Consider the following 24,327-nt stretch of genomic DNA (forward strand, 5'->3'; position numbering starts at 1 on the left):
AGATGGAGACTAGGCGGTTTTTTGCGAGGCGAGGGCGCGTATATATGATACGTAACCGAAGCTGAGGAAAAAACCAACGAAGTATACGCTCAAGATACAACGCGCTAAGAAAGGAAAACACGAGAATGATGAGGTCTATTTATTCTGCCGCCACCGGCATGATCGCCCAGCAAACCCAGATCGACGTTACGTCGCACAACATCGCAAACGTAAACACTATCGGCTATAAGAAAAACCGCGCCGAGTTTGCCGATCTGATGTATCAGGTCATGGAGTATGCTGGCACGGCAACCAGCGCCACGACGAAAAGCCCGACCGGTATCGAGGTGGGTCTAGGCGCGCGTCCGACGGCGATAACGAAGATATTTTCGCAAGGTTATTTTAAAGAAACGAGTAACAACCTCGATATGGTTATCGCTGGTAACGGCTTTTTCCAGGTGCAGCTTCCAGACGGCACGACGGCGTACACTAGAAACGGCGCCTTTAAGCTAGATAGCGAAGGCACGATCGTAAACTCCGACGGCTATGTGCTTCAGCCGCAGATGACTATCCCGGCTGATGCCACGCAGGTTTCAGTCGGCACTGACGGCACCGTCTCCGTGCTGCAGCCTGGCAACACCGAGATGACGCAGGTAGGCCGCATCGAGCTAGCAAATTTTATCAACCCAGCAGGCCTGCACTCTATGGGCGACAACCTCTATCTGCCGACGGGCTCTAGCGGCGAGGTCGTGGTCGGTACGGCGGGTCTTGATGGTCTTGGTACGATCAGGCAGGGATTTGTCGAGATGAGTAACGTGCAGCTAGTCGAAGAGATGACCGACCTCATCACGGGTCAGCGCGCGTACGAAGCCAACTCAAAGGCGATCACAACGAGTGATGATATGCTCTCGATCGTAAATAGCCTAAAGAGATAGCCTAAAGTAGGCTAAATTTGAGCCGCTCGGTCTTTCAAATTTACAAATTTGACTGACTAGGCGGCTTTTTAAATTTGAGTTAAATTTAGAGCTTTTTGTCATATTTTGGCTTATCAAACTTGCTCGTTTAGTATTTTATAACCATCGCAACCTCTTTGATCCCCTAAGTCGCAAGCTTTACCAAAGTATTCTTTTGCTATTTTATTATCTTGCCTTATACCATGCCCACTAGAATATAGATTTCCAAGGTCAATACAATCAATACTGCTTTTCATGTCACATGCTTTAGTATATAGTTCTATGGCTTTTTTATAGTTTTGTCTTACGCCTTTCCCCTCTTTATATAAATCGCCAAGAGCTCCGCAGCTTAAGTTGTATCCTAAATTGCAGGCTTTAGAGTATAATAGTCTTGTGTTACACCCCTTCCGTTGGCATATAAAACACCAAGATAGCCACAGCTGGTAACAATTCCAGTATCGCATCTGCTTTTCAATGCTTGTATATCCTCGCCCGCTCCAAACAAAACCGCCGCGCACGCTACCGCTATGACTACTTTTTTCATAAATTTACTCCTATAAAAAGATTAGAGCTATTTTATAAAATTTAGGATTAAAAGGCGGGTAATTTTATATTAAACGCTAAATTTGATCGGGTTAAATTTGCCCACCGCATGTTGGCTCAAATTTGCTCAAATTCCCGGTCTTTATCCTAAATTTTTAAATTTTTAGCTATCATCGCGCTTTTATTAAGGAAAATTTTTGCATTTTAGTTACGTTTTTAAGCTCAGCATTCCCATTTTTATGGGCTATTTTCCCCTCGGCGTCGCCTTTGGGATACTGGCTAAAAGCATGGGTGTTAGCGCATTTATCGCCATAGCGCTCAGCACGCTAGCATACGGCGGCGCGGCGCAGTTTATGATGCTCTCGCTTTTTAGCGCTGGCACGGGGCTTTTAGAGGTTTTTATCGTGAGCTACCTTGTAAATTTACGCCATACTTTTTATGGACTCGCGCTTTTAAAAGAGTACAAAGATCTCAAATTTCGCCTTTTTAATATCGCAACTCTCACGGACGAAACTTTTGCGATATTTAAGGCGCTTAATATCTCGGACGCGGCGGAGCGTAGCTATGTTTTTACTCGGCTAAATTTGCTCTCGTGGCTCTACTGGGCGGCAGGAACGGCGGTCGGATGTTTAGCCGGCGAGCTGATAAAGGTCGATATGAGCGGGCTTGAGTTTAGCCTAACCGCGCTTTTTATCGTGATCGTGATGGAGATGTTTAAAAACGATAAAAACTATAAAGTGCTGGGTGCTGCGTGCTTGTTTGGAGTCGCCGGCGTAGCGCTCATGCCTGCTAAAGCGATGCTGGTAGGCTCGATGGCGCTTTGCTTTATTTTTATTTTAGTTTTTAAGGATAAGCTTTGATAAGCGTGAGTTCTAGCGAGTGGGTGATATTCGCCGCCGTTTTGCTAAGCGCGTTTGCGACCTTTTTGACGCGCGCTGCACCGTTTTACGTCATCAAAAACTATAAGCCTCGTCCGTGGCTAACGGCCGTGGAGCGACACATGGGACTGATGATAATGGTCATCTTAGTGTGCTACGGGCTAAAGGACGTCAAATTTTACGTCTATCCGTACGGACTAAACGAAGCGCTAGCTGTTTTTAGCGCGGTTTTGATTCATCTGAAATTTAAAAACACCTTGCTTAGTATCGCGGCTTCGACGGCGATATACATGACGCTTATTAGAATTATTTAACTGAAAATAAAAATTAAGAATTAATAATAAATTTAAGTAATAAACGCTAAAATCCTCGTAACATCTCAATACAAGGAGCAAACATGCGTTTTGCAGTAAAGGCGGTGATTTTCATGCTTTTAGGAGCGACTTTGGCTTTTGCAAAGCCGACGATTTACATTTTAGCCACGGGCGGCACTATAGCCGGCAGCGGCTCGGGGGCTCTTGATACGAGCTATACATCTGGAACCGTTACGGTCGATAAACTGATCGCCGCGGTACCTGATATCAACAAGATAGCGACCATCAAAGGCGAGCAGATCTCAAATATCGGCTCTCAAGAGATGAACAACGAAGTTTGGTTTAAGCTAGCAAACAGAGTAAATGAACTGCTAACTAGCGGCAAGGCCGACGGCGTAGTCATCACGCACGGAACCGACACGATGGAAGAGACGGCGTATTTTCTAAATTTAGTCGTCAAAAGCGATAAACCTATCGTTATGGTCGGCGCAATGAGAAACAGCGGCTCGCTAAGCGCGGACGGCCCTCTAAATATCTTTAACGCCGTAAACGTAGCTATGAACAAAGAAGCAGTAGGCAAGGGCGTAATGGTCGTGATGAACGACGAGATCCACGCAGCTAGAGAGGTAACTAAAACAAACACTACCGCCGTCGACACATTTAAATCTCCAAACAGCGGAAAGATCGGCACTGTGTTTTACGGCAACGTCAAATTTTACATGAATCCTACGCGCAAACACACCGTAAATTCGGCATTTGACATCACAAAGATCAAAGAGCTTCCAAGAGTCGATATTATCTATAGCCACTCAAACGGCAACCCTGACTTCGTAAACGTAGCCGTGAAAAACGGAGCTAAAGGCATCATAAATGCCGGCATGGGTAACGGAAATCCATTCCCAAACGCGCTTGAGGCTCTAGGCGAAGCAGTCAAGGCCGGCGTAGTAGTCGTGCGTGACTCCCGCGTAGGTAGCGGCGAGACCACGCTAAACGGCGAAGTGGACGACGGCAAATACGGCTTTTTAGCCAGCGACAACCTAAATGCGCAAAAAGCCAGAGTGCTTTTGATGCTTGCGCTTACGCAGACTACGGATAAGGCAAAGATCCAGGAGCTTTTCCTAACTCACTAAAATTTGAGTTTGAGCGGATATCTCGTGAGCGCTTTTAAAAGAGTTAGTAAAATTTTGGCTCGATGAACTATGTGTTCTATCTGCGCCAAAATTTTACGTCGCAACTCTCTTCGCTTTGGCGTTACGAGCAGGCGGCGGAAACCTGGCTAAAAGCGCGATTTTCAAGCGTAAATTTTAGCTATCGTTGGGTATAATCGATTATTTTAATTTAAGGAGCAAAAATGGGAATGAGCGCGCACTACTACGCCTATGCGCAAGACGTTATCGAGGCGATCAAAAACGGCGGCGGTGACGATGCCTGGGCGCTGGATGAATACGACCTGGATAAAATGTGGGACGCGATGCATAAAACGCTAACTGGCAAAAATATGTTTGAGGCGATGAGTGCGGGCGAGATTTTCGCTACGCCAAACCCGCTTAGTTGGGCGATTTTCGGACGCGGCATGGCGGGCGAAGAGGGAAGCGAGGCGATATCTTACGTGGACGCAGATGACGTAAAAGCCGTAGCCAAAGCGATGTCTGATACCGATATCGACGCGCTTTTGGCAAACGTAGATTTTGCAGAATTTGGCGCTGCAGGCACCTATCCCGAGATATGGGAGTATGAGAGCGAATTTGAAGATATTAAAGCCGAGCTAAAAGAGCATTTTAACGGGCTTTTGAGCTTTTATCAAAATGCCGCCGACAAAGGGCTTGGCGTGCTAATCGTAATAGCCTAAATTTTGCGGTAAATCCCGTTAGGCGCTTGGCTACGGCGGAGCCGCTTTTGGGATAATTTTAAACCCGCATCTATAAAGTTAAATTTGCGGGTTTAAATTTGTGCGCTCAAAAGATAAGCTTGTTAAATTTACGCTCTGCACCTCAAAAACGCAAGCAAAATGCCGCCGCCAAATCCGCTAAATTTCCGCACCCGCGCATAACAAATCAAATTTCCGCCTCGATATAAAAACAAAAACGACGACTGAAGTAAATTTTGCTAAATTTCCACCGCACGCCTGCCGTTTTTATTTTAAATTTATCAAATTTGATTTACTATTTCTTCAAAATTTAAGGCCCGCCATGAACTATCTGCTTTTTATCGTCACATTTTTTCCGATTAGCCTGATGCCGGGTATCAACATGACCTACGCGATGAGTATCGGCATGAGCCTGGGCTACGTGCGCGCGCTACCGATGATGGCAGGACAGCTCACATCTTTAGCATTCGTTGGGATTTGCTGTATGCTGGGCGTTGGCGCAGTTTTGGCGCATTATAGCTTCGCGTTTAAGGCTCTAAATATCATCGCGGGGCTTTATCTGCTATATCTTGGCGCTATGCTGTTTTTTAGCAAGGGGCAGCTTAGTATCACGAAGGTCTCGCAGCTGCCGAGCAAAAAGCAGATGTTTTTAAACGGCGCCGTGGTCTGCATCTCAAATCCTAAGGCGTGGATTTTTCTATCGGCTTTGCTGCCGACTTTTTTGGACGCGAACGATCCTTTTAGCTTGCCGCGCATGCTCTCTATCACGGTTACGCTCGTTTTTATCGAGTTTTGCTCGCTTAGCCTCTACGCGCTGGGCGGAGCGATACTAAAGAAATTTTTGCAAACTCACCTGCGACTTTTGGAGATTTTTACGGCCGCCATCATCTGCGTCATCGGCATTTTGATGATGCTTCGCTAAATTTACCCGCCCATTTCTCGTTAAATTTGATAAAATAGGACAAAATTTATCGCCTTGCCCGTTAAATTCGGGGCAAATTTAAGGAAAGTAAATGTTTAAAATTTTAGTCGCCGAGGATGACGAAAATTTAAATAAAATCATCTGCCTAAAGCTAGCTCAGGAGGGCTTTTCGCCTCTTGCGGCTTTTGACGGAGAGCTGGCTTTGCAGCTACTAGAGAGCGAGCACGCCGATCTTGTCGTCACCGATATCATGATGCCCGGACTTAGTGGATACGAGCTAACCAAACAAATCAAACTGCTAGACGAGTCGCTGCCGGTGCTGATGATAACGGCAAAAAGCGGCATGGAGGGCATGGAGAAGGGCTTTGTCACGGGGGCGGACGACTACATGAGCAAGCCTTTAAATTTAAAGGAGCTGATCTTACGCATAAACGCGCTTTTGCGCCGAGCCAAGATCGCTAGCGGCAAGCGGCTGAGGTTTAAAAACTCCGAGCTCGACTATACGGCCCTTAGCCTAAAAATCGGCGGCGAGGCCGTGGAGCTCGCACCAAAAGAGTTTTATTTACTCTTTTTACTGCTCTCAAACCCGGGCAAAATTTTCACTCGTCTTGAAATCATGCAAGAAATTTGGGGCTACGACACGGATAGCGACGAGCGCGCGGTCGATACGCACGTAAAAAAGCTACGCCGCAAGCTAGAAAGCTGCACGGACTTTGAGATAGCTACGGTGCGCGGCATCGGCTATAAGGGCGAAATTTACGAGTGAGGGGCGGGGAGACAAAGTGAAAATTTTAAAAGCTATTTTAGCGGCAGCATCGGCGGTTTGTTATCTAAACTCGGCCGTTTTACCAGAAAGCGACTGGAGCAAAAAGGATCTAAAAAGCGAGGTCAAAAGCATGACGGCTACGGAGTACGAATACTCTATGGATGGCTCTGGAGTGCTAGAAAATACGCGCGTAAAGCGGACGGAGTTTAACGAAAACGGCTATATACTGCAAGAAACCGAGCATATAAACGGTGTGCCAAACAGCTCGGTATCGTTTGAGTACGGCAAAGACGGGCTAATCCGCAAAAAATACCAAGACAGCGCCGTTTATCTCTACGAATACGAATTTGACGGCGAAAATTTAGTCGCGACGGCCAAAGAAAAGTATGTCGAGGATAGATTTTACCCCCGAACGGAGAAAACCACCTACGGCAAGGACGGCAAAATGATCGCTCGGGCTGTGTATTCGGGCAGGGAACTAGTGATAGACGATAGCTACGTCTACGACGAAAAGGGCGTTTTAACGCGGATAGAAGATAATATGGAGCCGCGGCACGGCATAGAGATAAGCTTCGAGCGCAAGCCAAACGGCGAATATGAAAAAATCACGCAAGCCCCAAACTCAAAATGGGTTTATTACTACGCAGCAAATGGTGATGAAATGGAGTATACGTCGGTAAATTACTTCGGCTCTGAGGCAAAAATCTGGCAAATTTTGCAGTTTAAAGACATAATCAGGGACGAGCGGGGAAATTTGACGCATAAAACCTCGGTCAAATTTAAGCCCGCGGACAAATACTACGAAAACGGCGACATAAAAGAGGTCGGTTTATACAAAAAAACGGAAATAAAATATGAATACTACGCAAAATAAGAAAAAATACCTAATCAGTCTAAAAACCTACACGGCGGCGATGTTTATCTTCGTCTTTTGCGTACTTTGCGTCGCGGCGTCGGCGGCGATCATAGCTTACGAGCGGATATTTGAGATGAAGCTTGGGATGTTTTGGGGCATTATCAGCTTTTGCGCGATCGTGATGGGCGCGGGCGGAGCGATATTTTACGCGGTATCGGCGTATTTTTTGCGGTATGTCGAGAGCTTTAGGCTAGCAGCCGGAAAGATCGCTAGAGGCGACTTTGCCGTTAGGGTCGCGCGCAAGAACTGCAAACGCGGCGCAGATAGCGAATACCTGCACGAGCTAGACGAGCTGGCGGCAAATATAAATTTGACCGCGGCGGCGCTGGAAAAAATGGACTACATGCAAAAGGACTTCGTCTCAAACGTCTCGCACGAGCTAAAAACGCCTCTAAGCGTCATCAGCGGCTACTGCGAGATCGCGCAGGACGAGACGGACGAGGCACGCAGAAACGAGTATCTGGACCTCATAAAAGAGCAGGCAAAATCGCTAAGCAGGCTGTGCGAGGATATGCTGCTGCTCTCGCGATTAGATAGCCAGGCGGGCGTAAATTTAGACGAAAACGTGCGCGTAGACGAGCAGCTACGAAAGGCTGCGGCGATGCTAATGCAAAAGTACGACGGGCGGGAGTTTGATCTGGATCTAGCCGCCGTAAGCGTACGTAGCAACGCCTCGATGCTAGCGCAAATTTGGATAAATTTGATGGATAATGCGCTAAAGTACTCGGCCGCGGACGTCGGCGTGAGCTGCCGCGAAGAGAGCGGTCGGCTCACCGTGCGCATTAGCGACGAGGGTGCGGGTATCGAGGCAAAAAAGCTGGGAAAAATCTACGATAAATTTTATCAATGCGAGGAGTCGCACAAGGGCAAAGGCAGCGGTCTAGGGCTATCTATCGTGCGGCGCATCGTTCATCTTTTAGGCGGGGAGATAAGCTACGAAAGCGAGCCAGGACGCGGTACGACCGTGAGCGTAAAGATCCAAAACGCACGTAAAATTTGAGGCAAAGCGCGGCTAAATTTGATTAAATTTGTGCTTTTGCGGCGGGTAAATTTGACTCTCAGGCTCGGCTGATTGTGCGGCAAATTTTACTTGCGGGCGCGAAATTTGACGGAATAAGCGTAAATTTCAAGCGAAATTTTAAAAAGTCATACAAAGGACACATTGAGGACACAAAAGGTCATTATAATTCTCCAAAAATAAAGGAGAAAAAGATGAAAGATTCTGCAGTAACTCACGTAACTATGGCTATCGGAGCCGTGCTTTGGGGCTGTCTAACCGCAGCGGTGGTTTTGTTTTAACGGGAAAAAACGTAAAAACAAAAATCTACGGATGAGTATCGCGGCAAGACGCTCGCAAGTACGGCGATAACTCGTCCAATCTCTAAATTAAATTTAGCCGCAGTCTCCGCATCAAAAAACTCAGCTAGTTTTCGTCTCGGCGAGCTTGTTTTTATATAAAATTTAAAATTTGACTCGCAAGCCGAACCGTTTAAATTTAACCTCAAATTTACCCGCACCGACCGCTACCCTGCGCGCTTTGATTGTTTATTTAGCTTCTTTTGGATAAAATCGCCCAAATTTAATCTTAAGGCAAATCATGAAACAAGCAAAAGTCTGGAAATTCGGCGACAATATCGACACCGACATCATCATAGCCGCGCGCTATCTCAACACCTCGGACGAAAAAATCTTGGCCACTCATATCATGGAGGACGCAGATCCTGAGTTTAGCAAAAAAATCTCCGCGGGCGACGTCATCGTAGCTGGCGAAAATTTCGGCTGCGGCAGCTCGCGCGAGCACGCTCCTTTGGCGCTTAAGGCCGCAGGCATCGGCGCTGTGATAGCTAAGAGTTTTGCTAGGATTTTTTATAGAAACAGCTTTAATACGGGACTTTTGATACTAGAAATCAAAGAAACAGACGAGATAAACGCGGGCGACGAGCTAAAAATCGACGTGGATAACGGCGCGGTCGTAAATTTGACGAGCGGCAAAGAGTATAAATTTAGCCCGATACCGCCGTTTATGCAAGAGCTTTTAAAAAGCGGCGGCCTCATAGAATACGCGAAAACAAGGATATAAAATGGCTAAAATTTATAATATCGCAGTGATAAAGGGCGACGGCATCGGTCCTGAGATAGTGGATGAGGCGATAAAGGCGCTAGATGCGGCTAGTGCGGAGTTTGGTTTCGAGCTTAGCTATAACTATTACCTGATGGGCGGCGCTGCAATCGACGTGTTCGGCGAGCCTTTGCCTAGCGAGACGCTAAACGGCGCGCTAAACTCGGACGCTGTGCTTTTTGGTGCTATAGGCGGGCCTAAATGGGACGGCTTGCCGCGTCATCTGCGCCCTGAAAGCGGGCTTTTAAAACTACGAAAAGGGCTTGGCGCGTACGCGAATTTGCGCCCTGCGATGATATTTGACGAGCTAGTAGATGCTAGCACGCTAAAACCATCAGTCCTTCAGGGCGTCGATTTTATCGTAGTTCGCGAGCTAACCGGCGGGATATACTTCGGTCAACCGCGCGAGAAAAAAGAAAACAGTGCCTACAACACTATGACCTACACGAGCGAGGAGATCGAGCGTATCGCAAAGGTCGGGTTTGAAACCGCGATGAAGCGCAAAAAACGCGTCTGCATGGTCGATAAGGCAAATGTGCTTGAGACCAGCCAGCTGTGGCGCGAGGTCACGAGCGAGGTCGCAAAGAGCTATCCGGAGGTAAGTTTGGAGTTTATGTACGTCGATAACGCGGCGATGCAGCTCGTGCGCGCGCCTAGTAAATTCGACGTGATTTTGACGGAAAATCTCTTCGGCGATATCTTAAGCGACGAGGCTAGTATGGTGTGCGGCTCGATAGGGCTCCTGCCAAGCGCCAGCATCGGGGGCAAGGTAGGTATCTACGAGCCTATCCACGGCAGCGCGCCTGATATCGCGGGGCAGGGCATCGCAAACCCGGTCGCTACAATACTAAGCGCTGCGATGATGCTTAGGTATTCATTTGGCGAAAACGAGGCGGCAAAAGCTATCGAAAACGCGGTAAAAGCCGCGCTCGCACAAGGATACAGGACGAAGGATATAGCGCAATTTGACGCTAAAGAAATTTGCACTACGAGCGAAATGGGCAGTATCGTGGCCTCGCTCGTAAAAAAAGCGTAAAGATGAAAGATACGATTACCGAAGCCCTAATCTACGAGGCTCAAGGGCTAAAAGACGACGCGCTGATAGTTTATAAAAACATCCTAAAGCGCGAGCCGACAAACGCCGCCGCGATCGCCGCGATAAGGCGTCTAAGCGGCCTTAGTAGAAAAAAAACGGGCGTAAACGAGCAGATGAAAGATTTTTTCATCAAAATGAAAACCGACGAAGAAATAACCGAATTTAAAAGGTGGCTGATAAAACTATGAAACTAGAAGAAATAGCAAAAATGGCGATAGACGAGGTGGCGATGGAGCTAGAGCGAATGGGCACCACGCAGGAAAGCTTGGTCTCGGAGGCTGAAAATGCGGCAAATTTGACGAGCGTTCCGACCTCAAGTGGCGACGTAAATTTAACCAACGCCGCGGGTCTTGCAAATCTAGTTAGCGAGATCAGCATAGACGAAGCTAGCGAGTTTGAAGCCGTTTTAGAAAGCGCGGCAAACTCGCAAAACATCGCACCCGAATTTGACGGAGTGGGGGAGATCGCCGCGACTGCTGCGCCGCAAAAGGCCTTTGAGGTGGAGGTTGCGAATTTTACGGGCGAGGAGATATTTCTAAAAAACCTAAAAGAGCGCATTTTGGTGCTTTTTGAGGGGCTTAACGCGACGAGCGAAGAAAATCTGAAAGACAGGCTCTCGCTCACGCTTAAATTTTTAGAATTCGTGCTGGCAAATGTCGAAAATCGGCTCGAAAATCTGCAAAAATAAAAATCTAAAATGGGTGCGAGATTTTCTAGCACCCCACACCAAGCGCGCGTATATCGTCGGTGGCTGCGTTCGCGATGCGATGCTAGGTAAAAAAATCTCCGACTTTGACGTTGAAATTTACGGTATCGACCCTGCTAAATTTGACGCTCTGATGGCGCAAATCGGCGCTTGCGGCGTGGGCAAAAACTACTTCGTTTATAAATTTAAAAACTTCGACCTTTCTTTGCCGCGAACCGAAAACAAAACGGGCGAGGGTCATAAAGCATTTGAGGTCGCCTATACGGACGACGAACGTGCGGCATCTTTGCGCCGAGACTTTACTGTAAATGCGATGATGATAAATATTTTTGACGGCTCGTTTTTGGACTTTTACGGCGGCGAGAGCGACCTAAAGCGAGGCATCTTGCGCCATATCGACGATGAAAAATTCGCCGAAGATAGTCTGCGCGTACTGCGGGCGGTGCAGTTTAGCGCGCGGCTAAATTTCCGTATCGCGCGCGAGAGTTTGCGGCTGATGAAGCGCCTAAGTATCAGAGATCTTAGCCGCGAGCGCATAAACGGCGAGCTAATGAAGCTTTTTGGCGCCAAATTTCAAGAGGTCGGCTTTTTGTATCTTTATAAACTAGGGCTTTTGGGCAAAATTTTTGGGCTAAATTTGAGCCGAGTCGAGGCGGAAAAATTTGCCGCAAAACTAAAAAGCGCGGTCAAATTTCTACCCAAACAAAACGGCAAAAAAGACGAGCGCGAGTTTTTGTATCTTTTAAACGGCTATTTCGGCATTAAAAATTTTTACGATTTAGGACTGCCTAAAAGCTTTGAAGCCTGCGTCAAAGAGCCGTTTTTTGCTGGTCGTCCGAGCGACAAAGACTTGCTAAAAATCGCCCTAGATAAACCGCTAAAAAGCTGGCTCGGGCTTAACTTGCCTAGCCTAATAAAAAGAGCTAAAAATTTAGGCGTTTATGAGGCTAAATTTGAGCCCGCTATCGATACGGCGGAGATTTTAAAGCAAGGCTTTAAAGGAGCTGCGATCGGTGCTGAGATAAGGCACAGGCAGGATCTAGCGATAGATAAATTTTTAAACGAAAAGTCAAGCTCGGCTAAAAATTAACCTAGTTAAAAGCGCAAATTGGCTAAAATCAAGCCCTATTTTAAAGAGGCGAAAGTGGAAAAAATCTCAAATATAAATTTTCAAAATAAAAGTATTCTTTTTAGTATAAGTTTTGCAAAAAGCCTAAATTTGAGCGACTTGGCAAGTGCTTGTGCGGCTGTTAAAACGCAGGCTAAGGCGGCTTTTTAAATGTTCAACATCGTCCTCGTTCATCCTCAAATTCCCCAAAATACGGGCTCGATCGGGCGCATGTGCGTAAATGCTAATCTTAAGCTTCATATAATCAAACCGACCGTTTTTGACATCAGCGAAAAGGCCGTTAGGCGCGCGGGGCTTGATTACTGGGCGCGGTTAAATCCCGTTATTTGGGAGAGTTTGGACGAGTTTTTACGCGCAAACGCCGCTTACGAGGATAGATTTTTTTACGCGACGACGAAGGCGCATAAATTTTACTTTGAAGCGGAGTTTAAAAAGGGCGACTTTTTGTTTTTTGGCGGCGAAAGTACGGGCCTACCTATGGAGCTGATGGAGCGAAATTTCGCAAACGCGATCAAAATCCCGATGGGCGAGCAGGGCAGAAGCTTAAATTTAGCCACGAGTGCGGGCATCGTCGCGTATGAGGCTATCAGGCAAAATTTCGCCGAGTCAGGTTTTGGAAACGCGATATGAAATTTACGGCAAATAGGCTCTTTGCCCTCATTTTTGCGGCTCTGTTTTTTGCTGTTTTTGCGGCGGGTGCCGAGCTAAAGATCGCTACGTTTAACGTGCAAAATTTATTTGACGCCAAAAACGACGGCAGCGAGTACAAGGATTTCATCGTCGGAAAATCAGAGTGGAGCGAGAAAAAAGCGAGCGCCAAATTTAAAGCCGTAAGCGCAAAGATAAAAGAGCTAAATGCCGATATCATCGCGCTTCAAGAGATAGAAAACGAGCAAATTTTAAAAGAGCTGATGAAGGAAGCGGGCTATAAATATTTTGCCTTTTCTAAAGGCAAAAACGGTCCCGTAGGCCTAGCCGTGCTGTCTCGCATAAAGCCTGAAAAAACGCAAATTTTCAGCGTGCCAAACGTAAAAACAAGAGATATTTTAAAGCTTGATTTTGAAGTGGATGGGCAAAAATTTAGCCTCTTAAATTTGCATTTTCCCGCTAGAAAAAATCCTCTAAAGCAGCGAAAAACAGCTTTTATCACGCTAAAATCAGCTTTAGCGGATACCCAAAAGGTCGTGGTTTTGGGCGATTTTAACACGCCTTACGGAGATAAAGAGCTGCTGGGCGATTTTGAAACTAGTAAAAATTTGGCTAATCTTTGGGCGTTTTTGCCAAAGCACGAGCGCTACTCGCACACGAGCCTAAACGCGCTCGATCACGTCCTGCTCTCAAAGGACGCGCTTAGTCAAAACTATGTCTTAAATAGCTTTAAGGTTGAGCGAGACGGGGCGCAAATTTCGGATCACTTCGCTCTGGTTTTTAGGCTAAATTTTGATAAAAATGCTAAAAATACGCTGCAAAATATCGCCGAAGCGCGGGTCGGCGAGCTATCAAAGAAGTCAAATTTGCCTGTTTTGCTAAAACGCGCTACGGTCGTTCAAAAAGATAAAAAGGGCTTTACGCTAGCTAAAGATAAGCGCGGTATCTACGTATACGAGCCAAAAAACGACGCAAAGCCCGGCCAAATCATGGACGTAGCGGTAAACCGCCTAGACGAGTTTAAGGGAAATCTTGAGATTAGCTCGCATTATGCGGTAAAAATTTATGACGAAACGCAAGATCCGCATGAGCAGATGCTGGAGGCTAAAAACCTAAAACAAGCGCGCGCGGGCGACGTGTTTGGTCGTATCGGCGGCGAAGTGCGAAACGGCAGGCTCTATACGCCGTACGGAGATATCAAAATTTACGGCGCTAAGGGCGAACCGCGCAACGAAAAAGAGGCGATTTTTACGTCCGTTCGCGTAGTGAATTATAAAAATGAACCTCAAATTTGGATAGAAAATGAGAATAATTGACGCGTTGGTGCTGGGCGCATTCGTGCTTTTCGTGATATTTTTGATGCGCGGATTTGTCACGCAGACGCTTGAGAGAAGCAAAAGAAGACAAAATTTAAAAAAGGATAAAAAATGAACGAAACAAAAGAACTGATCGTGGAGATCGGCGTCGAGGAGTTGCCGGCGATCCCGTTTTTAAAAGAGTGTGGCAACGTCGCGGCAAAGTGGCGCGAGACTCTAGCGCAAAACGGCCTAGATAGCGAGTGTGAGTTTTACTATACGCCGCGCAGGATAGCGTTTTACCACCCGAAATTTGCGGTGCGTCAGGAGGACGGATTTAGCGAGTTTATCGGTGCGCCCAGGCAAGTCGCACAAAAAGACGGCGCCTGGACGCCGGCTGCGCTGAGTTTTGCTAAAAAATGCGGTATCGAGGAGTCTGAGCTAAAATTTGAAACCGTCGGCGGCAAAGAGGTGCTCTACTACAAAAAGCCAGTCGCGGGCAAGCCTAGCTCTGAACTTCTTGGCGATATGATCGAGAAGTTTTTGATGAGCTTAAATTTTGGCAAATCTATGCGCTGGGGCGATGGTAAATTTGAGTTTATCCGTCCGATTCGCTCGTTTTTGTGCCTACTTGGAGACGAGGTTGTTAAATTTAACAAATTTGACGTTGAAAGTGGCGATACGATTTTTATGCACAGAAGCATCGGCTACGATAAATTTACCGTCAAAAACGCGAAAGATTATTTCGCCGCGATGCCTAAAATCGGCGTAATCCTCGATCAAAACGTGCGCAGAGAGAAAATTTTGAGCGAGTTTAAGCAAATCGAAGCCAAAAACGGCGTAATGGTCGAGGTGGACGAGGCGCTGTTAGACGAAGTCGTAGCGATCACCGAGCATCCGACCGCGCTGCTTGGCGGCTTTGAGCGGGAGTTTTTGGAGGTGCCTAGCGAGGTCATCATCACCTCAATGAAGGAAAATCAGAGATATTTCCCGGTTTTTGAGGGCGGCAAGCTCGCCAATCGCTTCGTAGTCGTTAGCAACGCCATCTCTCCCGAGCCGGCGCTCATCGTAAAGGGCAACGAAAAGGTTTTGCGCGCTAGACTTAGCGACGCGATGTTTTTCTGGCGCAGCGACCTGGCGCATGAGTTTGGCCCCGAAAAGCTAAAAAACATCACCTATCTAAAGGAGCTAGGCAGCACATACGACAAAAGCGTACGCGAGCTAGGCGTCGCAAAACGACTAGCTAAAATCTGCACCGATAGGCTAAAAGAGTGCGCGGGAGAGGACTACGAGGCGCTACTGGAGCGCGCCGTGATGCTGAGCAAGGCTGATCTAACCACGCAGATGGTGTATGAGTTCACCGAGCTACAGGGCGTGATGGGCGGCTACTACGCGGCGGCTAAGGGCGAAAACGAAAACGTCGTAACCGCGATCAAGGAGCAATACTTGCCAAGCGGCGAGGCCAGCGCGCTACCTAGCACTATCTTTAGCTCCGTCGTCGCGCTCGCGATAAAGCTTGAGACGCTAATAGGGCTCTTTAGCGCGGGTAAGATCCCAAGCGGCAACAAGGACCCGTATGCGCTGCGCCGCGCGGCTAACGGCGTCATCAAGATCATTCAAAACGAAAATTTAAACCTTGATATCGCGGCGTTTTTGCGCGAGACGGCGGAGGGGTATGCTAAATTTGACGTCGAGGCGCTGATAGGATTTATATTTGATAGGCTTTATACATTTTTTGACGTGAACCCGTCCGTCGTAAAGGCTTGTCTAGCTAGCAAAAAAGGCGATATACTCGCACAGTGCGAGGCGATCGAGGCTCTGGGCGCTATATGCGCGGCGGATGACTTTAGGCAAAATTTTAGCACGTTTAAGCGTCTGGCAAATATCATCAAGGATGAAAATTTCGGCTCGGTCGATGAAGCTAAATTTGAAAACCAGAGCGAGATAAAGCTAAACGATGCGTTTAAGGCTGCGGTAAAAGCTGGCGGCTCATACAGTGAACGCCTAAAAAATCTTTTCGGACTAAGAGCCGCGATAGACGAGTTTTTCGACAACGTAATGATAAATGCCCAGGACGAGCTCGTGCGTAAAAACCGCCTTGCGCTTGTTGGGCAAATTTACGCGGAATTCCTCAAGATCGCCGATATAAAAGAGATAAGCTTGTAAAGGCTAGAAGCGGTGCTGCCGCTTCTAACTCGGCTATACTCTGGCTTGGCATAGGAGCTAGCGGTCTAGGATACTTTTTATGGAACAAAGGCGCATGCGAGGTAGATAGCGGAACTCTAGCCATCATGAATAACGCTCTCATACCTGCAGCCATCATCGTAAATTTAGTATTTTGGCATAAGGATGCGGACATACTAAGACTATGCCTTGGCGGCGCAGTGATTTATATATCGCTACTTATTCACAACAAAATCATCGCACACTACGAGCGAGCAAGCGTAACTGCAAAATAGTCAAATTTGAACCAAATTTAGCTAAATTTAAAACTAGCGCGACGTTTAGGCTTGTTGTCATACAGTTGTTTAGTGGTTTGATTTGCAACCGTAAATCCATTTTCTTTAATTTAAAAAATATAATTTAACGAGTTTGTGGATTATTATGAAATAGCCTTGAAGCTTGCAAAAGAGTTTTAAGGCTCTAAAACTCTAGCCTCAAATTTTCTCTCTTTTCTGAAATATTTAAAATACACGTAAATACAAAATAGCGGGATAGAAATATACCAAAAAGCGCAAACTAAGACATAAAAAACCGCAAACCCTATCAATCCTATACCTATCACTAAGGCAAGCAGCAAATCGTCCATCTTTGGCGCCTCCATTGTATAAATTTGCACTTCAATTTTAATAACATCAAGATAAAAAAAGGCTGAAATATGGCAAAATTAGCAGGACGCTTTTGCATAGCGAAAGATTTCTAAAGGAGCGTAGCGGGATGGCAAAAAATGCAACTCTGACCTTTTGGAATAGACTTAGAGCTATATAAACAATTTTACGGCAATAAAACATAGGTAAAATGGCTTTATGATAGTTAAAATCAAATAGTATATACGTTGTGGTTTATGAAAGCACAAAAAAATTATACTTCGTCAGCCGGCAGTTAGCATAGAATGTTCTATTTTATTTTTAAAGATACTTTTTTAAGCATTTATATGTCGGAGATAGTGGGCTTTTTAGATATTTGTGTTTCATATGGTGCCCGAGGTCGGACTCGAACCGACACAAGGTTGCCCTTACCAGATTTTGAGTCTGGCGCGTCTACCGGTTTCACCACTCGGGCTAATTAAAGAATTGAGATTTTACCCTGAAAGATATAAAAAAGAGATTAAAAACATGAAAGCCCATAATAGAGCTTTCATAAAAAGGTATTATTTCTTTTTGCCTTTTTTTACAGCACTAGCTACTACGGCTTCTTTTAATTTTTTGCCTACTTTAAATTTAACCGCTTTGCTAGCAGGAACATCGATAACTTTAGTGGTTCCAGGCACTCTTGCTTTTCTAGCGGCTCTTTCGGCTGTACCAAATGTACCAAAGCCTATAAAGCTAATGCTGTCGCCGCTTTTAAGAACCTCTTCGATAGTCTCTAACGCGGCATCAACTACCTTTAGAGAATCTTTTTTAGAAAGACCGGCCTTGTCGGCAACAGCTTGAATAAAATCAGCTTTTTTCATAGAACCATCCTTAATAAGAAGTGATATGCGGGCATTTTACAACGTTTTTATAAAAAATACAATAGTTTTTAGCCGAAAATTTAATGATTTTTACGCGAATTTGACGAAAAAGCTCGAATTTTAGACTATTTGCACCAAAAACTCGCTTTTTAGTCCAGTTTTTTTGATGTCTATAAGGCGCAAATTTTCTATATCAGTTTTGCAAAGTTCGCTGAAGTTTTTTACCCCGTTTTGCGCTACTTGCCTCAAAACTATCCCGCGGTATGCTTTGGCATAGTGACTGACGACTTTGCCGTTTTTTAGAAATTTAAATGTCGCAAACGGTTTTTGTATGCGGTAAAATTTCTCGTAAAACTCGGCTCTAAGGTCTAAAATGTCGTCATCCCACAGCCACTCATCTATCTCGTCGCTAAAATTTTGCCTATAAAATTCCTCCAAATTTAACCCGTTTATGCGCTCGCCTTGCTTTAGTTTGTATTCAGGTAGCGCATCCGCTGCCGTCACGGGGCCGAATAAATTTGAAAAAATCAGCGTATTTTTATCTATAAATTCCTGCGCCGTGCTATCAAGGCTGCGGTAATCAAGGTGCTTGTAGGCTACTCCGTCATATCGCAGGATGGCTTTTACCGCGCCTTTTTTAAATAAGCTTTCACGCAAACTCGGCTCATTGGTTAAATTTTTTACGCCGAAAAGTTTTGAGATTTGCTCTAAGTTTGCCGTTTGTAGAAAATCATCATAAATTTTTAAAATTTCACACCGCTTTTCATATAAATCCGGAAAAATAAAGGCGTCCTTATCTATAAATTTATTTGGACTCACGGCGGTTTTGGCTTCGCTCGGCGAAAAGAGTATTTTCATTTATTCTCCTTAAATTTGTCAAAATAATATCTAAAACTAAATAAATTTTGAAATTTGACGATATAACGAGTGGAACTTTATTTGCTTGCAAGAGCTCAATTAAATTTAAGGAAAAATGCGATGAGAATGACGAATCAGCTGATGAAATTTACGAATAACTACGACTATCAGACCAATATGAAAGCGCTTTACAAGCTAAATACGCAAATTTCAAGCGGCCTAAAAATCCAAAATTCTTTTGAGGATAGTAGCGTCTATAACGATGGCATGAGGCTTGATTACGAGGTTGCGACGCTTGAGCAGGTGCAAACGGCGACTTCAAAAGCGCAGCACTTTTCAAAAAATACCGATAAGGCTTTGGGTGAATTTAAGCAGCAGCTTGAGACTTTTAAAACAAAGCTAGTTCAGGGTGCAAACGAAATCCACTCGCAAACTTCGCGCGAAGCCATCGCAAACGACCTTCAAGGTATCAAAAATCATCTAGTAAACATTGCAAACACCTCGATAAATGGACAGTTTTTATTTTCTGGAAGCGCTATAAACACAAAACCTATAAATGGCGACACGAATGAATATTTCGGCAATGCGCAAACAATGAAAGCAGTAGGCGGAGCTCAGGTAAATTTGACCTACAACCAAAACGGGCAGGAGCTATTTTTGGGTAAGGACGGCGACTATAATAAAAAAGTCACCTCCAACACAATGCTAAAAGCGCAAAATTTAGATGATAGAAATAAGACCGTTTATATCGATAGCGAGCATAAAATGCGCGATCTAATCGGTTTTAAATATGTAAAAGACGAAAAAACTTTGACTAATCAAGACTTTACCGGTACGGGCGTGCGAGAGTTTCAAAAGACTACATTTTTCTTGCAGGGTAAAAAGCCAAACGGCACGAGCTTTACGAGTAAATTTAAGATGACGTCAGACGCTTCGATAAACGACCTACTAGAAAAAATCGGCACCGAATACGGCAACACTCCGACCAATAAAGTCGTCGAAGTAACGATAAATAACCAGGGTCAAATCAACGTAAAAGACCTAAGCAAAGGCAATCAGGTTATTGATTTTCACATGATAGCGGCGACGAAAAAGGTTGCGGACGCAGATGCTCTAGCGGGCGGTATAGCAGGAGCATCTAGTGCGTTTGATGCGATCAATAGTCTAAAATCACTAGAAACTTTAGTAAATGCAACGCCTACTTCTCATAAAGATTATGAAATCACGGAATTTGTTAAAAGCAAATACGAAGACTTAGGCGGAGCCGCCACTAACGCATATGATTATGACAAGATAAATTTTAACCAAGATGGCAGAAATCTAGTTGGAACCGTATCACAAGTAGAGCGCGGTAGCGGTAAATTTGCCGATGATAACACTACTCTAAGCCAAGTGGTTGGCGCAAAAGAGTTGTATCAAGGCGAAAGAGATAAATACAATATCGACGGACAGCGCATAAGAATGGAAATCAAGTCAAAGAGCGGCGGAAAATATACGGCTGTAGTAAATTTTGATGATACCACTGTTCCGAGTACCGCCAAGGTAAAAATAACTAGACCTGATAATTCCACTTATACAACAAACGTTTGGGATAGTTTTTATAACGACACCACAAACCCGCCGACCACCGAAGGTATTGATACGCAGTCAAAAAATATGACTTTTAGACAGCTAAACGACATCATCGGTATGGTAGCTAGTGACAATGTTCCTGCGGGCGCCGGCGGTAATACGCAAGCTGATTATGTCGCCTACAAACAAGCTATCTCAAAATCGCAAGGTAGCGTTGAGGCAAATATGGATCATAGGGGTCGCATAAAAGTAACCGACAAGCAAAACGCCGTCACGCCGATAAAAGTAGGTATATACGATAGCGGAAATGCCGATAAATTTGCGGGCGACAGTACGGGTACGACTCCTGCGACAAGGCAAGGAGAGGGTTCGCTATGGAGTTTTTCCGCAAACAACGGTATCGAGATAGATAGTCCGAGCGTGGATATTTTTGAGGACTTAGATAGGATGATAGAGGCTGTAAGAAGCGGTCAATACCGCGCCGATAGCGAGGGCGAATATCCGCGCAATTCAGGTATCCAAGGCGCGATAGAGAGGCTGGATCATATCGCAGACCACGTAAATAAAATCCACACTAAAGTGGGCAACCAAACAAATACGCTAATACAAACCAATACTCACGCTAGCGTCATGGAGGTAAACGTAAAAACCGTCAAGGCCGATATCACAAACGCCGACTACGGCGAGACCTATATGAACCTCATGCAAAAAATGATGTCGTATCAGGCGATGTTGCAGTCCGTGGCTAAGATAAACCAGCTCTCGTTATTAAACTATATGTAAAAACTCGCTATAATCTACGGTTTTATTAAAGTTTCGTTATCAAAGCGGGCGGAGCAAAACGAGGCCGAATTTTACGAATTCGGCCTTAAATTTAGTGCTCTCCCGTAAATTTAAATTTACTCAATTTAAAAGGACGCGCCATTTTAAGAGAATCGGTTTTAGTAGTAGTCGTTTGCTTTTTGATATTTTTCGGGATCGCTACCGTCGCGCCTGCGGCAAATTTCGTCGGTAGTTTTGGCAACGCGATAGGACTTTGGAACTTCAAACTTTTCGGCTTTATTGCTTACGTTTACCCTTTTGTTTTTATATTTTTTGCGTATTATATTTACAAATATTTTAACGGCTTTAACGCCGAATTTGCCCAGACGACACTTGGAGCGACGCTACTGTTTTTGGCGTTTTTGATGTTTCAATCAGGCTCTAACGCTAACTACGGCGGACTGGTTGCAAACAGCATAAATGATGCGCTAAAAGACGTGGCCGGCGTGATAGGTATGTGGGTATTTATCTTGATGCTTTTTGTGCTGAGTTTTGGTCTTATCGCACAGGATAACATCGTAGCTATCTTAAAAAAGGCTTTCGTTGAGCCCAGCTCCAATGAGGATAAATTTGAAAACCCAGCCGAGATTAAGCCAAAATCGCAAAAAAAACCTAGACAAATCAAAAAGCCCAAAGCTCAAAGCGAGTCAAATTTGAGCGAGGAAAACGGCGAAAAGCTAGAGGATGAAGACGAGCCGGACGATGAAGACGATGCGCAGGATGAAAGCGAGTCAAATTTAGAAGAAAAAAGTACTACTATAAACGGCGTCGAGATCCTAAATGAAGTCGCCGAAAATAAAAAACTGCTCGAACAAATGGAAAAAGGCAAGGTCGAAAAACCTAAGGATTTTGCGTTGCCGCCGCTTAAATTTTTAGCCGATCCGCCGAGGCGCTCAAACAGCGTAAATGAGGCTGAGATCGATCAAAAGATCTCCGATTTGCTCGATAAACTGCGCAAATTTAAAATAGACGGCGATGTCGTGCGAACGTACACGGGGCCGATCGTTACGACGTTTGAATTTCGTCCTGCGCCGCATATCAAAGTAAGTAAAATTTTAACCCTGCAAGACGATCTAGCGATGGCTCTGCGCGCGCAGACTATCCGTATCCAGGCGCCGATACCGGGCAAAGACGTCGTAGGCATCGAGGTGCCGAATCAAAATATCGAAACCATCTATCTAAAGGAAATTTTAGATAGCGAGGTTTTCAAAAACTCGAGCAGTCCGCTAACTATCGCGCTAGGCAAGGATATCGTCGGCGCACCCTTTATCACCGATCTAAAAAAGCTACCTCATCTACTAATCGCGGGCACGACGGGATCTGGCAAGAGCGTGGGCATAAATGCGATGCTACTAAGTCTGCTGTATCGCAACAGCCCGCAGACTCTGCGCCTGATGATGATAGATCCCAAGATGCTTGAGTTTAGTATCTATAACGACATCCCGCACCTGCTCACGCCCGTCATCACGCAGGCTAAGCAGGCCATAACCGCGCTATCAAACATGGTTGCCGAGATGGAGCGTCGCTACAAGATCATGAGCCACACGCGTACCAAAAATATCGAAAGCTACAACGAAAAGATGAAAGAGGAGGGCGGCGAGCAGTTCCCGTACATCGTCGTGATCATCGACGAGCTGGCTGATCTCATGATGACTAGCGGCAAGGACGTGGAGCTATATATCGGGCGTCTAGCGCAGATGGCGCGCGCTAGTGGCATACATCTCATCGTAGCCACCCAGCGCCCGAGCGTAGACGTCGTGACGGGGCTCATAAAGGCAAATTTGCCTAGCCGCATCAGCTACCGCGTCGGTCAGCGTATCGATAGTAAGGTGATCCTAGATCAAATGGGCGCGGAGAGCTTGCTAGGACGCGGCGATATGCTATTTACGCCTCCTGGAAGCCCGGGCGTTATCAGGCTGCACGCGCCGTTTGCTAGCGAAAAAGAGATCGACACGATAGTAAATTTCCTAAAAGCGCAACAAGATGTGGTCTACGACGAGAGATTTTTAGCCGAGGAGGGCGCTAGCGGCGGTGGTGGAGCAGGCTCTGGCGTGGTAGCGGGCGAGCTAGACGAGCTCTACGAAGAGGCTAAAGAGATCGTGCTAAGCGAGCAAAAAACCTCGATCAGCTATCTACAACGCCGCCTAAAAATCGGCTACAACCGCGCAGCTACGATCATCGAACAGATGGAGCAAATGGGCGTGCTAAGTCCGATGAATACAAAAGGGCAGAGGGATATTTTGTAAATTTGGCTCAAATTTACTAGCGAATGCTGGCTGTATTTATTTTTAGCTTAGCGCCGTTAAACTTGAAAATAGGCGTCCGTTGGGGGCGACAGGCTTTGCACGGCGTTGCGAAGTTTTGCGCGTTTAGCTAAAATCTATATTTACGCTCAAATTTTAAGTTCATCGTTGGCGAAATTTACCGCCGAAAAAGCAAAATCATTTATTTATAAACGTCAATGCTCAAATTTAGCTCGTCTATGACGCGTAATAGCCGCAAGACCTCGTCTTTTATGGCCTGCGCATCAGAAAGGCTTAGCGGCGGGTCTAATAGTGAACTTTCAAAACGGTTTTTTGCACCGTTTAAAAAGAGATAGAATTTATCATCCATAAACACCGCGCTTAGCGATACGGCACTGTCAAAACCCTGCTTAACCTCGCGTAGGCGTTGCATAAAACCAGGGCTTAAAAGATAGCGCGCTTCTATCTTATCGTCGGTAAATACGCGAAATTCGTTGTTAAACTCCGTATCGTCCAGCACCTCTTTTTCGCCAGATATTTTCGTATTTAGCACCTTCTTATCGGCTAGTATCGTTTGTCCTTTGAAATTTTTATAAAACTCGCAGACTAGTACTGTACCGTTAAAGTCCATATATTCGTCGTATATGACTTTGCTTACTCTCAAAAGCGCTAGATAAGGGTTTTTTGAGCCGTTTGAGTCATATGTTTTTTCTATTTTTATAGCCTCGCTTAATTGAAATTTGACATTAGCATAAGTACCGCTTATTTGGTCTTCGCCGTAAAAATTTACGCGCCTGTATATTCCGCTTTTATAAAATTCGTTTGCGCTGATGCCTTTTTGAGGCTCGTATGTAAAATTGCTATCTATATCGGCAATTACCGTGCTAACAAAAACATTTTTGTAGAAGCTTCTATACTCTTCCAGCGTTTTTTCTACTTTTTGGAATCCTTGGCGTGACGTATATTGGGATGACTGCAAATAAAAGAAAGAATATTTCAAAGCGTCGCTCCATAATAATAAAAATTAG

At 45.5% G+C, this 24,327-nt stretch carries 25 protein-coding genes, 1 tRNA gene and 2 pseudogenes; 22 read left to right on the top strand and 6 right to left on the bottom strand.

Annotation, left to right across the window (positions count from 1 at the left end; all coding sequences use genetic code 11):
* Window positions 1-125: 125 nt before the first annotated feature.
* Entirely contained in the window at window positions 126-914 is a 789-nt protein-coding gene (gene flgG / locus CSUNSWCD_RS03530) for a flagellar basal-body rod protein FlgG (RefSeq protein ID WP_002948143.1), read from the top strand.
* 113 nt (window positions 915-1,027) lie between these two features.
* On the opposite strand, the gene CSUNSWCD_RS11245 is transcribed toward flgG, so the two are convergent.
* Both CSUNSWCD_RS11245 and CSUNSWCD_RS11985 read right to left on the bottom strand, forming a co-directional pair.
* Complete coding sequence (locus CSUNSWCD_RS11245; RefSeq protein ID WP_157788738.1) at window positions 1,028-1,189, bottom strand: SEL1-like repeat protein; 162 nt, start codon at window positions 1,187-1,189, stop codon at window positions 1,028-1,030.
* Window positions 1,190-1,198: 9 nt separating this feature from the next.
* Window positions 1,199-1,396, bottom strand: a pseudogene (locus CSUNSWCD_RS11985) (hypothetical protein); the annotation flags it as partial.
* A 276-nt stretch (window positions 1,397-1,672) separates the two neighbouring features.
* On the opposite strand from CSUNSWCD_RS11985, the gene CSUNSWCD_RS03545 reads away from it, so the two are divergent.
* From CSUNSWCD_RS03545 to CSUNSWCD_RS10990, 19 genes and pseudogenes are all read left to right on the top strand, one after another.
* On the top strand, window positions 1,673-2,335 hold the full coding sequence (locus CSUNSWCD_RS03545) for an AzlC family ABC transporter permease (RefSeq protein WP_009494273.1): 663 nt from the start codon (window positions 1,673-1,675) through the stop codon (window positions 2,333-2,335).
* Entirely contained in the window at window positions 2,332-2,667 is a 336-nt protein-coding gene (locus CSUNSWCD_RS03550) for a branched-chain amino acid transporter permease (RefSeq protein WP_009494274.1), read from the top strand. Before CSUNSWCD_RS03545 ends, CSUNSWCD_RS03550 begins: the two co-directional genes overlap by 4 nt.
* A gap of 83 nt (window positions 2,668-2,750) precedes the next feature.
* Window positions 2,751-3,797, top strand: a complete 1,047-nt coding sequence (locus CSUNSWCD_RS03555; RefSeq protein WP_009494275.1) for a type II asparaginase — start codon at window positions 2,751-2,753, stop codon at window positions 3,795-3,797.
* 221 nt (window positions 3,798-4,018) lie between these two features.
* The gene (locus tag CSUNSWCD_RS03560; RefSeq protein WP_009494277.1) at window positions 4,019-4,516 is read left to right on the top strand and encodes a YfbM family protein; all 498 of its coding nucleotides are present in this window, start codon (window positions 4,019-4,021) and stop codon (window positions 4,514-4,516) included.
* Window positions 4,517-4,856: 340 nt separating this feature from the next.
* Window positions 4,857-5,456 carry a LysE family translocator gene (locus tag CSUNSWCD_RS03565; protein WP_009494279.1) on the top strand — a complete coding sequence of 200 codons (600 nt, stop codon included), beginning with the start codon at window positions 4,857-4,859 and terminating at the stop codon, window positions 5,454-5,456.
* 91 nt (window positions 5,457-5,547) lie between these two features.
* A complete protein-coding gene (locus tag CSUNSWCD_RS03570) occupies window positions 5,548-6,222 on the top strand; it encodes a response regulator transcription factor (RefSeq protein WP_009494280.1) in 675 nt (224 codons plus the stop codon).
* Window positions 6,223-6,238: 16 nt separating this feature from the next.
* Window positions 6,239-7,096, top strand: a complete 858-nt coding sequence (locus tag CSUNSWCD_RS03575) for a hypothetical protein (protein WP_009494281.1) — start codon at window positions 6,239-6,241, stop codon at window positions 7,094-7,096.
* Window positions 7,077-8,138 (top strand): sensor histidine kinase, encoded by a 1,062-nt coding sequence (locus tag CSUNSWCD_RS03580; RefSeq protein WP_009494282.1) that lies wholly within the window; start codon window positions 7,077-7,079, stop codon window positions 8,136-8,138. The genes CSUNSWCD_RS03575 and CSUNSWCD_RS03580 overlap by 20 nt, the downstream gene beginning before the upstream one ends.
* A 74-nt stretch (window positions 8,139-8,212) precedes the next feature.
* The gene (locus tag CSUNSWCD_RS03585; protein WP_009494283.1) at window positions 8,213-8,437 is read left to right on the top strand and encodes a hypothetical protein; all 225 of its coding nucleotides are present in this window, start codon (window positions 8,213-8,215) and stop codon (window positions 8,435-8,437) included.
* Window positions 8,438-8,735: 298 nt separating this feature from the next.
* Window positions 8,736-9,218 carry a 3-isopropylmalate dehydratase small subunit gene (locus CSUNSWCD_RS03595; protein ID WP_002952075.1) on the top strand — a complete coding sequence of 161 codons (483 nt, stop codon included), beginning with the start codon at window positions 8,736-8,738 and terminating at the stop codon, window positions 9,216-9,218.
* Window position 9,219: 1 nt separating this feature from the next.
* Window positions 9,220-10,293, top strand: coding sequence for a 3-isopropylmalate dehydrogenase (gene leuB, locus CSUNSWCD_RS03600; protein WP_009494285.1), 1,074 nt, complete (start codon window positions 9,220-9,222; stop codon window positions 10,291-10,293).
* Between the two features lie 2 nt (window positions 10,294-10,295).
* A complete protein-coding gene (locus CSUNSWCD_RS03605; protein WP_009494286.1) occupies window positions 10,296-10,541 on the top strand; it encodes a hypothetical protein in 246 nt (81 codons plus the stop codon).
* Window positions 10,538-11,041 carry a CiaD-like domain-containing protein gene (locus CSUNSWCD_RS03610; RefSeq protein ID WP_009494287.1) on the top strand — a complete coding sequence of 168 codons (504 nt, stop codon included), beginning with the start codon at window positions 10,538-10,540 and terminating at the stop codon, window positions 11,039-11,041. Before CSUNSWCD_RS03605 ends, CSUNSWCD_RS03610 begins: the two co-directional genes overlap by 4 nt.
* Entirely contained in the window at window positions 11,007-12,149 is a 1,143-nt protein-coding gene (locus CSUNSWCD_RS03615; RefSeq protein WP_009494288.1) for a tRNA nucleotidyltransferase/poly(A) polymerase-related protein, read from the top strand. Before CSUNSWCD_RS03610 ends, CSUNSWCD_RS03615 begins: the two co-directional genes overlap by 35 nt.
* Window positions 12,150-12,338: 189 nt before the next feature.
* On the top strand, window positions 12,339-12,818 hold the full coding sequence (locus CSUNSWCD_RS03620; RefSeq protein ID WP_009494290.1) for a tRNA (cytidine(34)-2'-O)-methyltransferase: 480 nt from the start codon (window positions 12,339-12,341) through the stop codon (window positions 12,816-12,818).
* Window positions 12,815-14,152 carry an endonuclease/exonuclease/phosphatase family protein gene (locus CSUNSWCD_RS03625; RefSeq protein WP_009494291.1) on the top strand — a complete coding sequence of 446 codons (1,338 nt, stop codon included), beginning with the start codon at window positions 12,815-12,817 and terminating at the stop codon, window positions 14,150-14,152. The genes CSUNSWCD_RS03620 and CSUNSWCD_RS03625 overlap by 4 nt, the downstream gene beginning before the upstream one ends.
* Window positions 14,139-14,267 (top strand): hypothetical protein, encoded by a 129-nt coding sequence (locus tag CSUNSWCD_RS11875; protein WP_009494292.1) that lies wholly within the window; start codon window positions 14,139-14,141, stop codon window positions 14,265-14,267. Before CSUNSWCD_RS03625 ends, CSUNSWCD_RS11875 begins: the two co-directional genes overlap by 14 nt.
* Window positions 14,264-16,297, top strand: a complete 2,034-nt coding sequence (gene glyS / locus CSUNSWCD_RS03630) for a glycine--tRNA ligase subunit beta (RefSeq protein ID WP_009494293.1) — start codon at window positions 14,264-14,266, stop codon at window positions 16,295-16,297. The genes CSUNSWCD_RS11875 and glyS overlap by 4 nt, the downstream gene beginning before the upstream one ends.
* Window positions 16,298-16,332: 35 nt before the next feature.
* A pseudogene (locus CSUNSWCD_RS10990) lies at window positions 16,333-16,590 on the top strand (hypothetical protein); the annotation flags it as partial.
* A gap of 736 nt (window positions 16,591-17,326) precedes the next feature.
* Here CSUNSWCD_RS10990 and CSUNSWCD_RS03635 read toward each other — a convergent pair.
* The 3 genes from CSUNSWCD_RS03635 to CSUNSWCD_RS03645 all read right to left on the bottom strand — a co-directional run bounded on the left by CSUNSWCD_RS03635 (window position 17,327) and on the right by CSUNSWCD_RS03645 (window position 18,662).
* Window positions 17,327-17,413: transfer RNA gene (locus tag CSUNSWCD_RS03635), tRNA-Leu, on the bottom strand.
* Window positions 17,414-17,501: 88 nt separating this feature from the next.
* Window positions 17,502-17,804 carry an HU family DNA-binding protein gene (locus tag CSUNSWCD_RS03640; RefSeq protein ID WP_009494297.1) on the bottom strand — a complete coding sequence of 101 codons (303 nt, stop codon included), beginning with the start codon at window positions 17,802-17,804 and terminating at the stop codon, window positions 17,502-17,504.
* Window positions 17,805-17,924: 120 nt separating this feature from the next.
* A complete protein-coding gene (locus CSUNSWCD_RS03645; protein WP_009494298.1) occupies window positions 17,925-18,662 on the bottom strand; it encodes a YaaA family protein in 738 nt (245 codons plus the stop codon).
* 120 nt (window positions 18,663-18,782) lie between these two features.
* On the opposite strand from CSUNSWCD_RS03645, the gene CSUNSWCD_RS03650 reads away from it, so the two are divergent.
* Together CSUNSWCD_RS03650 and CSUNSWCD_RS03655 are read left to right on the top strand one after the other, a co-directional pair.
* Window positions 18,783-21,017, top strand: a complete 2,235-nt coding sequence (locus CSUNSWCD_RS03650) for a flagellin N-terminal helical domain-containing protein (RefSeq protein WP_034964308.1) — start codon at window positions 18,783-18,785, stop codon at window positions 21,015-21,017.
* 179 nt (window positions 21,018-21,196) lie between these two features.
* Window positions 21,197-23,302 carry an FtsK/SpoIIIE family DNA translocase gene (locus tag CSUNSWCD_RS03655; RefSeq protein ID WP_009494300.1) on the top strand — a complete coding sequence of 702 codons (2,106 nt, stop codon included), beginning with the start codon at window positions 21,197-21,199 and terminating at the stop codon, window positions 23,300-23,302.
* Window positions 23,303-23,501: 199 nt separating this feature from the next.
* Here the strand turns inward: CSUNSWCD_RS03655 and CSUNSWCD_RS11685 are convergent, their stop codons facing one another.
* A complete protein-coding gene (locus CSUNSWCD_RS11685) occupies window positions 23,502-24,299 on the bottom strand; it encodes a DUF3137 domain-containing protein (RefSeq protein WP_009494301.1) in 798 nt (265 codons plus the stop codon).
* Window positions 24,300-24,327: the final 28 nt, after the last annotated feature.

The organism is Campylobacter showae CSUNSWCD (assembly GCF_000313615.1).
In the GTDB taxonomy this organism is placed as follows: domain Bacteria; phylum Campylobacterota; class Campylobacteria; order Campylobacterales; family Campylobacteraceae; genus Campylobacter_A; species Campylobacter_A showae_A.

Coding starts and splice junctions, on each gene's coding strand:
- flgG (WP_002948143.1), top strand. CDS start 126: ATGATGAGGTCTATTTATTCTGCCGCCACCGGCATGATCGCCCAGCAA.
- CSUNSWCD_RS11245 (WP_157788738.1), bottom strand. CDS start 1,189: ATGAAAAGCAGTATTGATTGTATTGACCTTGGAAATCTATATTCTAGT.
- CSUNSWCD_RS03555 (WP_009494275.1), top strand. CDS start 2,751: ATGCGTTTTGCAGTAAAGGCGGTGATTTTCATGCTTTTAGGAGCGACT.
- CSUNSWCD_RS03560 (WP_009494277.1), top strand. CDS start 4,019: ATGGGAATGAGCGCGCACTACTACGCCTATGCGCAAGACGTTATCGAG.
- CSUNSWCD_RS03565 (WP_009494279.1), top strand. CDS start 4,857: ATGAACTATCTGCTTTTTATCGTCACATTTTTTCCGATTAGCCTGATG.
- CSUNSWCD_RS03570 (WP_009494280.1), top strand. CDS start 5,548: ATGTTTAAAATTTTAGTCGCCGAGGATGACGAAAATTTAAATAAAATC.
- CSUNSWCD_RS03580 (WP_009494282.1), top strand. CDS start 7,077: ATGAATACTACGCAAAATAAGAAAAAATACCTAATCAGTCTAAAAACC.
- CSUNSWCD_RS03595 (WP_002952075.1), top strand. CDS start 8,736: ATGAAACAAGCAAAAGTCTGGAAATTCGGCGACAATATCGACACCGAC.
- leuB (WP_009494285.1), top strand. CDS start 9,220: ATGGCTAAAATTTATAATATCGCAGTGATAAAGGGCGACGGCATCGGT.
- CSUNSWCD_RS03605 (WP_009494286.1), top strand. CDS start 10,296: ATGAAAGATACGATTACCGAAGCCCTAATCTACGAGGCTCAAGGGCTA.
- CSUNSWCD_RS03610 (WP_009494287.1), top strand. CDS start 10,538: ATGAAACTAGAAGAAATAGCAAAAATGGCGATAGACGAGGTGGCGATG.
- CSUNSWCD_RS03615 (WP_009494288.1), top strand. CDS start 11,007: ATGTCGAAAATCGGCTCGAAAATCTGCAAAAATAAAAATCTAAAATGG.
- CSUNSWCD_RS03620 (WP_009494290.1), top strand. CDS start 12,339: ATGTTCAACATCGTCCTCGTTCATCCTCAAATTCCCCAAAATACGGGC.
- CSUNSWCD_RS03625 (WP_009494291.1), top strand. CDS start 12,815: ATGAAATTTACGGCAAATAGGCTCTTTGCCCTCATTTTTGCGGCTCTG.
- CSUNSWCD_RS11875 (WP_009494292.1), top strand. CDS start 14,139: ATGAGAATAATTGACGCGTTGGTGCTGGGCGCATTCGTGCTTTTCGTG.
- glyS (WP_009494293.1), top strand. CDS start 14,264: ATGAACGAAACAAAAGAACTGATCGTGGAGATCGGCGTCGAGGAGTTG.
- CSUNSWCD_RS03640 (WP_009494297.1), bottom strand. CDS start 17,804: ATGAAAAAAGCTGATTTTATTCAAGCTGTTGCCGACAAGGCCGGTCTT.
- CSUNSWCD_RS03645 (WP_009494298.1), bottom strand. CDS start 18,662: ATGAAAATACTCTTTTCGCCGAGCGAAGCCAAAACCGCCGTGAGTCCA.
- CSUNSWCD_RS03650 (WP_034964308.1), top strand. CDS start 18,783: ATGAGAATGACGAATCAGCTGATGAAATTTACGAATAACTACGACTAT.